7 protein-coding genes are annotated in these 13281 nt (G+C 72.7%); 1 reads left to right on the top strand and 6 read right to left on the bottom strand.

The window, feature by feature from the left end; all coding sequences use genetic code 11:
- Positions 1 to 39 precede the first annotated feature (39 nt).
- A complete protein-coding gene (locus ACIBJG_RS13915; RefSeq protein WP_399307712.1) occupies positions 40 to 357 on the top strand; it encodes a chorismate mutase in 318 nt (105 codons plus the stop codon).
- Positions 358 to 753: 396 nt separating this feature from the next.
- On the opposite strand, the gene ACIBJG_RS13910 is transcribed toward ACIBJG_RS13915, so the two are convergent.
- From ACIBJG_RS13910 to ACIBJG_RS13885, 6 genes are all read right to left on the bottom strand, one after another.
- Complete coding sequence (locus tag ACIBJG_RS13910) at positions 754 to 2490, bottom strand: peptidase (protein WP_399307711.1); 1737 nt, start codon at positions 2488 to 2490, stop codon at positions 754 to 756.
- Positions 2491 to 2800: 310 nt separating this feature from the next.
- Complete coding sequence (locus ACIBJG_RS13905) at positions 2801 to 4636, bottom strand: GMC oxidoreductase (RefSeq protein WP_399307710.1); 1836 nt, start codon at positions 4634 to 4636, stop codon at positions 2801 to 2803.
- A 48-nt stretch (positions 4637 to 4684) separates the two neighbouring features.
- Positions 4685 to 6313 carry a succinic semialdehyde dehydrogenase gene (locus ACIBJG_RS13900; protein ID WP_399307709.1) on the bottom strand — a complete coding sequence of 543 codons (1629 nt, stop codon included), beginning with the start codon at positions 6311 to 6313 and terminating at the stop codon, positions 4685 to 4687.
- A gap of 186 nt (positions 6314 to 6499) precedes the next feature.
- On the bottom strand, positions 6500 to 8173 hold the full coding sequence (locus ACIBJG_RS13895; RefSeq protein ID WP_399307708.1) for a serine/threonine-protein kinase: 1674 nt from the start codon (positions 8171 to 8173) through the stop codon (positions 6500 to 6502).
- Between the two features lie 134 nt (positions 8174 to 8307).
- The gene (locus tag ACIBJG_RS13890; RefSeq protein WP_399307707.1) at positions 8308 to 11016 is read right to left on the bottom strand and encodes a protein kinase; all 2709 of its coding nucleotides are present in this window, start codon (positions 11014 to 11016) and stop codon (positions 8308 to 8310) included.
- Between the two features lie 179 nt (positions 11017 to 11195).
- The gene (locus ACIBJG_RS13885) at positions 11196 to 13145 is read right to left on the bottom strand and encodes a protein kinase (RefSeq protein WP_399307706.1); all 1950 of its coding nucleotides are present in this window, start codon (positions 13143 to 13145) and stop codon (positions 11196 to 11198) included.
- Between the last annotated feature and the right edge of the window lie 136 nt (positions 13146 to 13281).

Below are 13281 nucleotides of genomic sequence, written 5' to 3'. Positions count from 1 at the left end.
GTCGGCCCCGGGGAGCCGCACCCCACCGGGAGACCCGCCATGAGCAGCACCGCAACCGCCAGGACCGCCCCCGCCAGGACCGCCGCCGAGGTGACCGGCGCGCACACCGACGAGGCAGCGTCCCTGATCGCGGACGCCCGGACGCGCATCGACGCCCTCGACGACCGGATCATCGGCCTCGTCCAGGAACGGATGGCCGTCTCCACGGTCATCCAGGAGGCCCGGATCACCTCGGGGGGCCGCCGGGTCAGCCTCTCCCGCGAGATGGAGATCCTCGGCCAGTACCGGGACGCGCTGGGCAAGCCCGGCACCTCCCTCGCGATGACACTGCTGGAGCTGTGCCGCGGCCGTGTGTGACACGCCGCAGGTCAGGCGCCCCAAGGGCCGGCAGGGCTGTACGGGCGTATCCCAGTTCGGGCGGACTCTCACCCGTACGGCGCGTGACCGGGCCCCACGCGGCTTCGTTGGTCCCGGTGTCCGCGCCAGCCAGGGGCGGCTTCGGTAAGAAGAAACCACGCGTGGCTCCGCCGGGGCGTGTGGCGTACTGCACGTACGCCGTGGGACCGCGCACCGGCGTGCGTGACCGGTCGGCAGGGGACAGCAGCCCGGTCACCTCAGAAAGCGGCAGGCTTCGGGGACGCCTGAAGCCTGCCGTGTCCAAGGGCCCGTGGACCGGACTTCCGGTCCACGGGCCCTTGTGCGTTCCCGGTCCGTGACCTCAGTGACACCGGTACACCGGTGGCGGCAGCGCCCTCAGTGACCGAGTCGCCGCCTGGCCGTCACGTACAGCACACCGCCCGCCAGCAGCGCGGCCGCCGCGGCACCCGCGGCGGTCCGGGCGCCGGTCCCGGTGGCGGCGAGACGGCCGCCGGTGCCGTGCTGCGGGCCCGTCGGGCCGGTGGCGCCCGTGGAGCCGGAGCCGCCCGACGCGGCACCACCGTCCGTGGAGCCGCCCGCCGAGCCGCTGCCGCCCGCCGAGCCGCTGCCGGTGGACGAGCCCGCCGTGGAGCCCGAGGCGGTGGCACCGGAGTCCCCGGTGCCGGCCGGGTTCAGAACGAGGGCGGCGGTGTTGTTGCCCCGGTCCGGGTCGAACGGCAGCAGCGGGTCCCGCGACCGCGCGTTCCGCACCTCGACCGCCCCGGAGGCCCCCGTCACGGCCTCGACGATCTCCAGGTCGAAGTGCAGTGCGACGTCGGCGTCCTCGCGGACGGCCATCGACGTGTCGCACACATAGCGGGGTGCGCCCGCCTGCTCCTCGCGGTACTGCCCGTCGGCCGTCACACCCCGGCACCTGCCGGGCCATGCGGTGGCCGAGGCGCCCTCGGGGACGGTGAAGTCGACCGTGGCGACGGGCTCGCCCGAGCGGAGGTTGCCGATCCAGGCCGGTCCTTCGTTACGGAAGCCGATGTCGGCGCCGACCGTGCTGCCCGGGGGGCCGGATGCCGTGTCCCCGTACGCGGCGAAGTCGGCGGTGTTCGCGGTGCGGAAGTCGATCTCCTGCTGGTTGTCCCCGGGGTTGAGATCACCGGAGCGGACGGCGGGGGTCTCCTTGAGCGTGAGCACGTTCCCCCTGCTGCCCGGGGTGGACCGCGTTCCGGGCGCCCCCTCGGTGCCGCGTACCGCCGGCCCGGCCTCGTTGATGCGGTAGACCAGGGTGTCGCGGTAGGCGCGCTGCGTGGCCCTGAGCATCAGGGGCTCGGCCGGCTCGTAGACGGCCCCCGCCTCGTAGCTGCCCTCGACGGAGCAGAGCGCGGTGGTCCACACGGGGACGCCCTGGCCGGCGTCGCCCTCGCTGTACACGCAGTTCTCGTACCGCTCGGTGAACTCGATGCCGCGCGTGTACATCAGCGTGAGCACGACACCGTCGGCTGCGCGGGTGCCGTGGTTGGCGAAGGCGAGCGGGAACGGCTGGGCCCGGCCGGGTACGAGCTCCTGCTCCAGCGGGGCCCGCTCCATCACCAGGTCGGGGCCGCCGATCGCGATCCTGGTGGTGAACGGGGTGAACGCCGCGCCGTCCGCCGTACCGGTGATCCGGATCGTGCCGGAGTCCCCGTCCTCGCTGCCCGCGGCGGCGCCGACGCGGAGTTCGGGCAGCGGGTTCGTCCCGGGCGAGAGGCCCGCACCGCGGCAGACGCCGGTCGTGCCGGTGATCTCGCAGTCCGCCCCGCCCTCCGTGGCGAAGGCGGCATCGGCGACGCCCGCGATCCCGCCGAGGTCGAAGGTCACGGTGTACTCGCCCTCGAAGCGGCCGTGCTCCTCGTCCCGGGACGGGTTGTCGACGGTGATCGCGACGGAGGCCTGCCGCGGGCCGCCGCTCGCCGGGTACGGGTACGGATACAGCGCGGTCTCGGCCGGGCCACCGAAGCCCATGACCGGACCGGCGGCGCGGGCCGGGACGCTCAATGCGAGCGATCCGGCGGCCAGCAGACCGGCGGCGGCGAGAGTGCCCACGGCGCGGCGCAGAGCGGCTCTCGGAGTCGTGCTTCTCATCGCGGGACCTTCTGGGGGGGGTCGGTGGGAACTGCGCGGCTGCCGTGGCAGCGACACGAGTTCGACCCCGGGACCATACGAACAGTTGCGCGGGTCCAGGTCACGGATTGAGCACGTCAGGGACAGGCTCCGGGTCGCATGTGAGGGGCGTCACATAAGGAATATGTGAATCCGGGGACAACCATCAAGGCACCTTGCAGGTCATGCATGCGGAACCACCGGTCACATCCGTAACTCGGCTTCACCGGTAGAGCGTGAGGGGCTGCACTCGGAGGGGGGTGCAGCCCCTTCTGCTGTCCGGATCCGCCCCCTACTCCCTCTTCGTGGCCTTCTTCGGCGGCACCGCCGGCATCCCCAGGAACGGCAGCCTGAGCGCGCCGAACGCCTCCTTCGGGACGGCCGGCGCCTGGGGCTCGACCGCCGCCAGCCGTTCGTACCCCTCACCCTGTGCCGGGCGCGGGTCCTGCTCCCCCTTGTTGGGCCAGAAGGACATGGCCCGCTCCGCCTGCGCGGTGATCGTCAGCGACGGGTTGACGCCGAGGTTGGCGGAGACCGCCGACCCGTCGACGACCGAGATGCCCGGGTGGCCGAACAGCCGGTGGTACGGGTCGATGACGCCCTCCTCGGCACTCGCGCCGATCGCGCAGCCGCCGAGGAAGTGCGCGGTGAGCGGGGTGCCCATCAGCTCGCCGATGTTGGAGCCCGGGAAGCCGTTGATCTCGTCGGCGAGCAGCGACGCGCTCTGCGTCGCCTCGGCGATCTGCGTCGGGTTGGGCGCTCCGTGGCCCTGACGGGCGGTGAGTAGCCCCTTCCCGATACCGCCGGGCTTGCGGTACGCGGTCAGGGAGTTGTCCAGCGACTGCATGACGAGGCCGATGATGGTCCGCTCCGACCAGTGCCGGTTGGAGAGCGAGCGCACGGCGAGCGTCGGGTGCTTGGCGATGTTGCCGAGCCAGGCCAGCACCCGATGGGTGCTGTAGGGGACCTGGAGGATGGTCAGGCCGCCCATCGCGTTCGATCCCTTGCCGTAGCGGACCGGTTCGATGTGGGTGCTCTCGTCGGGGTGGATCGACGAGGTGATGGCGACGCCCTTGGTGAAGTCGGCCTTGGTGCCGTGCTTCTTGCGGTAGCGGCGGTCGGAGGTCTGCGCGCCGACGAGGCCTTCGGAGTTGGTCCGGGTCAGCTCGCCGAGGCGGGCCGAGATCAGGGGCAGCAGTCCCTGGTCCTTCATGGTGTGCAGCAGGGTCTGGGTGCCGTACGTGCCCGCCGCCACGACCACCTTGCGTGCGCGCAGCAGGGTGGGCTTCGCCTTCCTGCGCCGGTCGGTCGGGACGGTGGAGACGTGGTAGCCGCCCTCGGGGTCGTCCCTGATCGCGACGACGGACGTCATCGGGTGGATGACCGCCCCGGCCTTCTCCGCGAGGTGGAGGTAGTTCTCGTTGAGGGTGTTCTTCGCACCGTGCCGGCAGCCGGTCATGCACTCGCCGCATTCGGTGCAGGCCTTGCGGGCCGGTCCCGCGCCGCCGAAGTACGGGTCGGCGACGGTGCCGCCGGGCTTCGCCTTCGCCGTGCCGTCGGCGTCCTTGCCGTCGCCGAAGAAGACGCCGACCGGGGCGAGGTGGAAGGTGTCGCCGACACCCATGGCCTCGGCGGTCGCCTTCAGGTGGACGTCCGAGGGTGTCATCGTCGGGTTGAGCCGGACCCCGAGCATCCGCGTGGCCTGGTCGTAGTACGGCTTCAGCTCGTCCTGCCAGTCGGTGATGTGCGCCCACTGCCGGTCCTCGAAGAACGGTGCCGGGGGCACGTACAGCGTGTTGGCGTAGTTGAGCGAGCCGCCGCCGACACCGGCGCCGGCCAGCACCATCACGCTGCCGAGCAGGTGCACGCGCTGGATGCCGAAGAGGCCGAGGGCGGGGGCCCAGAGGTAGTTCTTCAGGTCCCAGGAGTTCTTGGGCAGCGTGCCGGGGGTGAAGCGGCGGCCCGCTTCCAGGACGCCGACCCGGTATCCCTTCTCGGAAAGCCGCAGCGCCGACACCGCGCCACCGAAGCCCGAACCGACGATCAGGACGTCGTAGTCGTACGCGGCGTCGTCGTCGGCCGAGCCGGCCGGTCCGGCCTGATTCTGGGCAGGGCTGTCCTGGGACATGGCTCTCCTCGGTACGAAAAGGACAGGAATGCTGCGGTGGTGCTGGGCTCAGCGCAGGCGGAAGGCCTTCATCGCCTTGAGACTGGTGCTCATGAACGCCGCGTACTTCGCGTCGTCCATTCCGAAGGACGGGGCCAGCGGGATCAGCCGCTGCTGGGCGACCGTCTGGGCCTCGGTGTACTTGAGGATGCCCTCGGAGCCGTGACGGCGGCCGAGGCCGGAGTCCTTCATGCCGCCCATCGGGGACTGCACGCTGCCGTACGCGGGGGCGTACCCCTCGTTGATGTTGACCGTGCCGGTCCGCAGCCGGGCGGCGACCTGGTGGCCGCGCCTGCCGTCCTTGGTCCAGACGCTCGAGTTGAGGCCGTACGGGGTGGCGTTGGCCAGGGCGACGACTTCGTCCTCGTCGCTGAAGCGGTAGACGGACACGACCGGTCCGAAGGTCTCCTCGGTGCAGACGGCCATCGGGGCCTCGACGCCGTCGAGGATGGTCGGCTCGTAGAACAGCGGGCCGATGTCGGGGCGGGCGACACCGCCCGCGACGAGCTTGGCGCCCTTCTCGACGGCCTCGGCGACGTGCCGGCTGACGGTCTCCAGCTGGCGCTCGCCGACGAGCGAGCCCATGTCGGCGCCGTACGCGAGGGAGTTGCCGAGCCGCATCGCCTTCGTACGGGCGGCGAACCGGGCCACGAAGTCGTCGGCGACGGACTCGTGGACGTACAGCCGCTCGATGGAGATGCAGAGCTGGCCGGCGGAGGAGAAGCAGGCGCGGACGGCGCCGGCGGCGGCCTTCTCCACGTCGGCGTCCTTCAGGACGAGCATGGCGTTCTTGCCGCCGAGCTCCAGCGAGACGCCGACGAGCCGGGCCGCGGCGCCCTGGGCGACCTCGCGGCCGGTGCGGGTGGAGCCGGTGAACGAGACGTAGTCGGCGTGCTTGACGACCTCGGGGCCGACGACGGGGCCGTCACCGAGGACGACCTGGAACACCTCGGCCGGAAGCCCGGCCTCGATGAGCAGGTCACGGGCCCACAGCGCGGTCAGCGCGGTCTCCGTGTCGGGCTTCATCACGACGGCGTTGCCGGCGACGAAGGCGGGCAGCGCGTCGCCGACGGAGAGTTCGAGGGGGTAGTTCCACGGTGCGATCTGGCCGATGACGCCGCGCGGCTGGCGCAGCTCGGTGACCTTGGTGAGGGTCGGTACGACTCCGGTGTGCCGCTTCGGCTTCAGATAGGCGCTCGCCCTGCGGCCGTAGTGCCGGGCGGCGACGGAGACGGCCAGCACCTCCTCGTGGGCGTGCAGCCGGGCCTTGCCGGTCTCCAGCTGGATGAGGTCGAGGACCTCCGACTGGCGGTCGAGGACGAGGTCGTGGAAGCGCAGCAGCACGGCGGCCCTGGCGCGCACGGGCATCGCGGCCCAGGCGGGCTGGGCGGCGCGGGCACGCTCGAAGGCGGTGGCCACGTCCTCGGGGGTGGACTCGGGCAGGTCGGCCAGCTTCTCGCCGGTGAAGGGGGTGTGGTTGGCCGTACGGCCGGAGCCGACGACGCCGCGGGTCAGCTGGGCGATCACCTCGGGCGTCACGACATCGGCGGCCGTGCGCACGCCCGCGGGCGCGACGGCCACCGGGTTGGTGCCGGCAACCGCGGCGGAGGTGGGCGTGGAGGCCTGCGAGTCCGTCATGAGGGCGAGAGTACGTCGAGCCGGATGCTTTGGGTACCCGTGGGTAACAGCTTTTCACACTCCCCACAACACCCCTCGACGACCGCCCACCGATCGAGCCAGTGATCACTGGCGGCATAACCGCTGATCAGGTGGTATCTCCCTCGGTATCACCGGCCGGGAAGGCCCCGCCGGAGCCGGACCCTCTCAGTCGGAATCGGCCGGCGCGCGCCAGCTGCGCAGCATCGTGGCGAACCGGTCCCGGGTGATGTCCCAGTCGGCCTCCGGCCCCGTCATGTACAGCGCGTACTCCGGGCCGCCCTCCTGCGCGTAGTACATCTGGTCGATGGCGTGCCGCTGGGAGCCGTCCTTCTCGGTCCAGGTGAACTCCCAGATGGATCCGGGGCAGTCCCGGTAGACGTTGGAGTTCATCTCCACGCTCCGGTACTCCGGCAGCCGCTTGCTCAGGCTCGTCTCCAGGTTCTGCATGTGCGTGTACGAGTCCTCGAAGTCGGGCGCCGGGTCCACGCTGACGCGGAGGTAGTGCACGCCGTCGTCCGGGGTGTAGTCGATGTTGGTGCCCTCCACCCGGCGCTCCCATCCGATCGGCATGAGGATGCTGAACCCGGCGGGGTCCTGCACCCGCCGCCAGCCGTCCGGTACGCCCTCCTTCGCCGGGTCCGACTCGGTGGTGGGAGTGGGCGTGGGCGTCGGCTTGGTACTGGGGGTGACCGGGCCCGGCGACCGGGTGCCGTGCGATGCCTTGCCGCCGCTGCCCTCGTCCGTACGGTTCGCGTACATCATCGCGGCGATGCCCGCGCCGCCGCCCACCAGGGCCGCCAGCGCGATGACCACGACCGTGGTGCGCCAGCGGCTGCGCCGGGCCACCGGCGCGGAGCCGGGGGCGGGGAGGGGCCCGGGGTAGGGCAGCCGGGCCGTGCCGCCGTTCGGTATCCCGCCACCGGAGGCGCCGTCGGCGCCCATCGCGTGCAGGGCCTCCTCGGGGACCCGCTGGGTGGGGACGTATGCCTGGGCCGACCGGGGCTCCCGCCCCTCCATGGCCTCCAGCAGCATCCGCTCGGCCTCAGCGGCCGAGGGCCGCTCCTCGGGTTCCTTGCGGAGCAGCGCCGTGATGACGTGGGCGAGCGCCCCGGCCCGGGCAGGCAGCGGCGGTTCCTCGGTGACGACGGCCTGCATCGTGGAGATCGGCGAGGTGCGGCGGAACGGCGAGCGTCCCTCGACCGCGGTGTACAGCGTGGCGCCCAGCGACCACAGGTCGGATGCGGGGCCCGGGTCGCCGCCGCGGACCCGTTCCGGTGCCAGGTAGTCGATGGAGCCGACCAGTTCACCGGTCCTGGTGATGGTCGAGTCGCCTTCTATCGCCGCGATCCCGAAGTCGGTGAGCAGCACCCGGCCGTCCCGGGCGAGCAGGACGTTGCCCGGCTTCACATCGCGGTGCAGCACCCCGGCACTGTGCGCGGCGCGCAGGGCGCCCAGCACGTGGAGTCCGATCCTGGCGGCCTCGCGCGGGTCGATCTCGCCGGATTCCTTGGCCTGGTCGGCAAGTGACGGGCCGTCGACGTACTGCATGACGATCCACGGCCGGTGGTCGTACTCGATCACGTCATGGACGGTGACCACGGCGGGGTGCGTGATGCGGGCGGCGGCGCGGGCCTCCTTCTGGGTACGCGCGTGCAGCACGATCCGGTCGGCCTCGGCCACGTACAGCCCGGCGGTCAGCTCCTTGACCGCGACGGTGCGGTGCAGCACCTCGTCGTGGGCGCGCCAGACCTTGCCCATGCCGCCGCGTCCCAGGACTTCGCCGAGCCGGTACCTCCCGGCCAGCAGCAGTCCCGCTTCCGTGCCCTGTGATCGATCCACGTGTCCCCGCCCCGTTCCTTCGGATGACAGGTTACGGAGGGGAAGTACGGCCACGGAACCTCGCACCGCTCACGAGATCGCACTGTGATGCTTGTCGCTCCCGGACCGCGCCCCTGTGCAACCGCCGCACTTCACTACGTCACACGGTAGGAGGCGGTGGCCTGTTGGTAGATCTCGGTCACCTTGTCGCGCTGGTCCTCCGGGCCGACGACCTGGAGAATGTGGTAGCGACCCTTGACGATCATCACGAGGTTGCGCACGTAGACCTCGCGGCCGCCGGCCTCCTGCCAGGTGAACTGGCCCTCCGCCATGGCCTGCCGGCCGACGTCGATCCGGCGCAGCCCGCTCGCCGACGCCCAGCTGGAGTCGCGGAACTGCTTCAACTCCGGCTCCTTGTTCCGCTGGTAGTCGAGCGGGTCGCCGCCGTTCTCCTTCACCGTGTCGCGTCCCGGGACGACGAGGAGGCTGAAGCCGTCGCTGCCGTAACGGATCTGACGGTCCGCGTTGGCGGGGCTGCGCTGCCAGCCCTTGGGCGCCCCGACCTCGAAGCCCTCGGCGTCCTTGCGCAGGGCGTAGCCGGGTGCGAGTGCGACGGCGGAACGGCTGGTCTGCGGCTGCTGCGCGCCGGAGGAGCCCGAGGGGGACGGCTCCCCGGAGTCCTGGCCGCCCGGCTCCGGCGCTCCGGACGCGGTGCGGGAGGGCGTGGCGCCTGTCCCGGACTCCGTACCGGACTTGGGCATGAACATCACCGCGTACGCGACCGCCGCGACCAGGAGCAGCAGGACCAGGACGAGCAGCAGCCGGCCCAGCCTGCGCGGTGCGCGTTCCCCGCCCTGCTGCGGGCGGGGCGGGGTGCGCAGCGCCTTGGGGCCCTTGGGCTCACGGGGCGGCCTGGGCACCCTGGGCTCGTGCGGCTGGAGCGTGGGCCGCTCCGCGGGTTCCAGCCGTTCCTTGGTGTGGCGGTGCCGGCCGTGCGCGGCCCCGCCCCGGCGGCCGCGGCGCTTGCGGACGAGTTCACCACGGCGGCGGACGACGGGCAGCCGGGTGGCGTCGGCGGAGGGCAGCGTCACGACGTCGAGACCGGCCTCCGGCTCGGGCGCCGACCGCACGAGGGAGCGCAGCCAGCCGCGCAGTTCCTCGAAGTCCGGTCGCTCGGAGGGGTCCTGGCGCAGCAGCGACTCGACTACGGGCCGCAGCGCGCCGCACTCCTCGGCGAAGGCGGGCGGCTCACCGCAGACCATCTGGACGAGCTCGGCGGCGTTCTCCTCCGGGTACGGGGCGTGGCCCTGTACGGCGCGGTAGAGCAGCGCGCCCAGCGCCCAGAGGTCGGTGGACGGGCCGATGGGCGGTGCCAGCTGCCAGTTCTCGTGGACCGGTCCTGCCTGCTCGGGCGCCCAGCGCTCGGTGACCGCGCCGACGACGGCGATCCGGGCCTGCCGGGCGCGCTCGGCGGCGAGGGTGGTGGCGGGGCCGCGGTAGGCGGACGTGTCACGGCTTCCGGCGACGATCTCGTCCCAGCGGCCCGGGGAGGCCTCCCTGGTGGTGGCCGGCAGCCGCGGGTGGACGTCCGGGGTGGCGCCGAGGCGCCGGGAGTCGGCGCGCAGGGCGTCCTCGTTGGAGCCCCCGGCGGGCACCGGGCGCCCACGGCCGGGGCCGTCGTCCCAGGAACCGGTCAGATGGAGCCGCCGGGGCGGCGGGCCGTCGTCACCCTCGTCGTCGTACGGATCCTCGTCGTCGTACAGGTCCTCGTCGTACGCGTCCGGGGCGCCGGGGCGGCTGAGAGGCTGGTGCGGGTGGGCGGGGCGCTGGACCGGAAGGGTGCCGGTGTCCTGGGCCTCGCCCGAAGCGGCCCGGCGCTCCTCGCCGAGGCGGGCGGCAGCGCGGGCGCCCGCACGGTACGCGGCGATGGCACCCGCCCGCGCGGCCCGCGCCTGAGCGCTGCCTGCGGCCTCGGAGGCGGGGACGGGCACGGTGGCGGGCGGCGTGAGCGACGGCTGCCGCACGGATGCCGGCTCGTCGGCTCCGTAGGGCTGCGCGGGACCGTCCCCGGCCCCCGCCTCGATGGCCGCGGGCCCACGGGAACCGGGCACGGCGGGCGGGCCGTACGGATCGTCGCGCCCGGGCTCGACGGCGGGCGGGCCGTACGGATCGTCGGGCTCGGACTCAACGGCGGGAGGGCCGTACGGATCGGTGCCGCCCGACTCGACCGCGGGGCCGCCGTAGCCGCCCTCACCGTCGCCGTCGTCGTCGGCACGCGGCACCGGTACGTATCCACAGAGCGCCTCCTCGGCCGCCCCGGCCGCCAGGCCGGTCAGCACGACGCGTCCGTCGTCGCAGATGAGCACCGTGCGCACGGTGATGTTGCGGTGGGTCCAGCCGTGCGCGTGCAGGACGCGCAGCGCGGTCAGGACGTCGGAGCCGATCTCGGCGGCCCGGTACGGATTGAGCGGGCGCTCCGCAAGAAGGGCCGCCAGCGGCCGGGCCGCGACCAGTTCGCTCACTATCCAGAGCGAACCCGCCTCGGCGAACACGTCGAAGACCTGGTCCAGGCGTGGGTGGTCGGGCACCTGGGCCGCCGCCTGGGCGGCCTCGATGGCGCGCCGCACCGCCGGATCGCTGGACCGCCGCACCGTGCGCCCGCCGGCGCGCCGCGCCGCCGTGGGCAGCCCGTCCGCGTCGAGCACCTCGGCGTCCACGACCTCGGGCAACGGCACCTGACGGACCAGTACCTCCTGGCCGCTGTACGTGTCGAACGCCCGGGTCTCGACCAGTTCGTACTCGTCGGACGGAGGCAGCGGAAGGCGGTAGCGGTCGGCAAGTACCCGACCCGCATAGTCGTCCACGACGCCTCCCCAGAGCGCGCTGTCCCCCGGTCACGTAGACCGCACGAAACCGTCAATTGCGGTCACTTACTGTGCAATTGACTTGCGGCTTCGGCTGCGCACGGTCTTCGAGCTCTCACAATACGTGGCAAGAGGCGACCGCGCGGCAGGGTCGGCGCAACCCGGCCGCACGGCTTCCCTCAGTCGAGCGGCTTGAACGTGTCGAACGCCGTCTTGCGCATGGTCCGGCACTCCGCGCTGTCCCACTCACCGGCCTTGCAACTGATCATGATCGCGTACCCATGACCGACGTCGACCTTGAATCCCCGGTTGAGCACCCGGACCCGCTGTCCCTGCTGCGTACGCTCGAACTGCCAGTCGGCGACGGTCGGGTAGCCGTTGTACTGCACCTTGTTTATGCCGACGTGGTGGTAGTTGTTGCTGGTGCCCGCGACAGCGGCCCTGGCGGCGTTCCACGCAGCGGCGGCGTCGCCGCCGGGCGAGCCGGTGTAGTCGACCTGAATCCGGGGGAAGCCGCCGCCGGCGTTGTAGATGGCACCGGAGTTGGCGCCCGCCGTCTGGTCGAAGCGGAAGTCCTCGGGCATCGCCATGGAGAAGTGGTACTTCTTGTTCTCCACCAGCCGGAACCCGGCGGGCACGGCGTCACCGGCCTCGTCACCCTTCGAGCCGTCCGATCCCGTGCCCGGGTCGTCGTCCGTACCCTGAGTGCCGCTCTTCCCGCCGTCGTCCGTGCCCTTGTCCTGCTCCTTGCCGCTGCCCTGTTCCGTGCCGGCCGATCCGCCGGAGCCGCTGCCCGCGGAGGATCCGGCCGAGGCGGACGCACCGCCCTTGGCCTTGCCGGCGTTGTCGGAGCCCTTGTCGTCCCCGCCGAGCGTGAGCGCGAGGACCGTGCCGAGCACGGCGAGCACGATGACGGCCGCGATGATCGCCAGCGTGCGGCGCGGCACCACGTCCGTGAGGGACGCGCGGGGCGGGGTGACCGGCGAGGTGGCCGGACGCGGCGGCGGTACGGCCCCCGAGGGGGAGGCCGTGGCGGTCACGGGGGCCGTGGCCGGCCGGGCCGGAACGGAGGCCACGGCGCCGGCACCGGCGGCCGCGACGGGTGCCGCCTTCGCGTTCCGTGCGGAGCGCAGTGCCCCGCGCAGCCGGTCCCTGGCTCCCTCACCCGTCTCACCGGACTTCTGCGCCGCCTTGGGCGGGGCGTCGGCCACGTTCTTGGGGAGCGCCATCACCTGGGTGGCGTCGGCCGGCGGCGGCACCGGGACCTTCGGCTGCTCCGGGGCGTCGATCACGTCGTTGAGCAGGGCGCGCGCGCCCGCGTCGTCGAGCCGCTGCTCGGGGTCCCGGGCCAGCAGCCCGTAGATGACCTCCTCCAGCGGTCCCGCGTTCTTCGGCGGGTCCAGCGGCTCGGTCATCACAGCGGTCAGGGTCGCGATCGCGGACCCCTTGTCGTACGGCGGGCAGCCCTCGACGCTCGCGTACAGCAGTCCGCCGAGCGACCACAGGTCGGCGGGCGGGCCGGGCTTGTGCCCACGGGCCCGCTCCGGCGAGATGTACGAGGGAGCCCCGACGAGCATGCCGGTGGAGGTGACCGACGGGTCGCCCTCGACCTGGGCGATGCCGAAGTCCGTCAGCACGACCCGGCCGTCCTCGGCGATGAGCACGTTGGACGGCTTCACGTCGCGGTGCAGGATGCCCTCGCGGTGCGCCGAGCGCAGCACGTCGAGGATGGCGAGGCCGACCTCGGCCGCCCGCTTCGGCGTCAGGACGCCGTCCTCGCGCACCGCCTCGGCCAGCGACTTGCCCTCGATGAGTTCCATGACGATCCACGGCCGGTCGTCCTCGTCGACCACGTCGTAGACGGTGACCGCGCCGTTGTTGCGGATCCGGGCGATCGCCTTCGCCTCGCGCAGTGTGCGCGTGATGAGCCGGCGCTTCTCGTCGTCGTCGATGGCCGAGGGGAACCGCAGTTCCTTGACCGCGACCGTGCGGCCCAGCGTCTCGTCGACGGCTCGGTGGACCGTGCCCATTCCACCCCGGCCGAGCACCTCTCCGAGCCGGTACCGCCCCGCGAGAAGACGTCCGTCCTTGTCCCGTTGGGGCTCCCGTGCCTGCTCCGCCTCCGACATGCGTCCCCTCTGCGATCAACCCGCCCTGGCAGAGCGTTCATTGTCCCTCACCCCGGGACCGGTCCTGGTGCCGGGTCCGGGGACCGTCATGACAGGGCCGGCGGAAGGGATTCGCGGCCTGCCCGTACCGGGCGGA

Source organism: Streptomyces sp. NPDC050422, assembly GCF_044458665.1.
Classification (GTDB): domain Bacteria; phylum Actinomycetota; class Actinomycetes; order Streptomycetales; family Streptomycetaceae; genus Streptomyces.
Note: the sequence above shows the minus strand (reverse complement) of the source record. Positions and strands in the feature narration are given on the sequence as shown.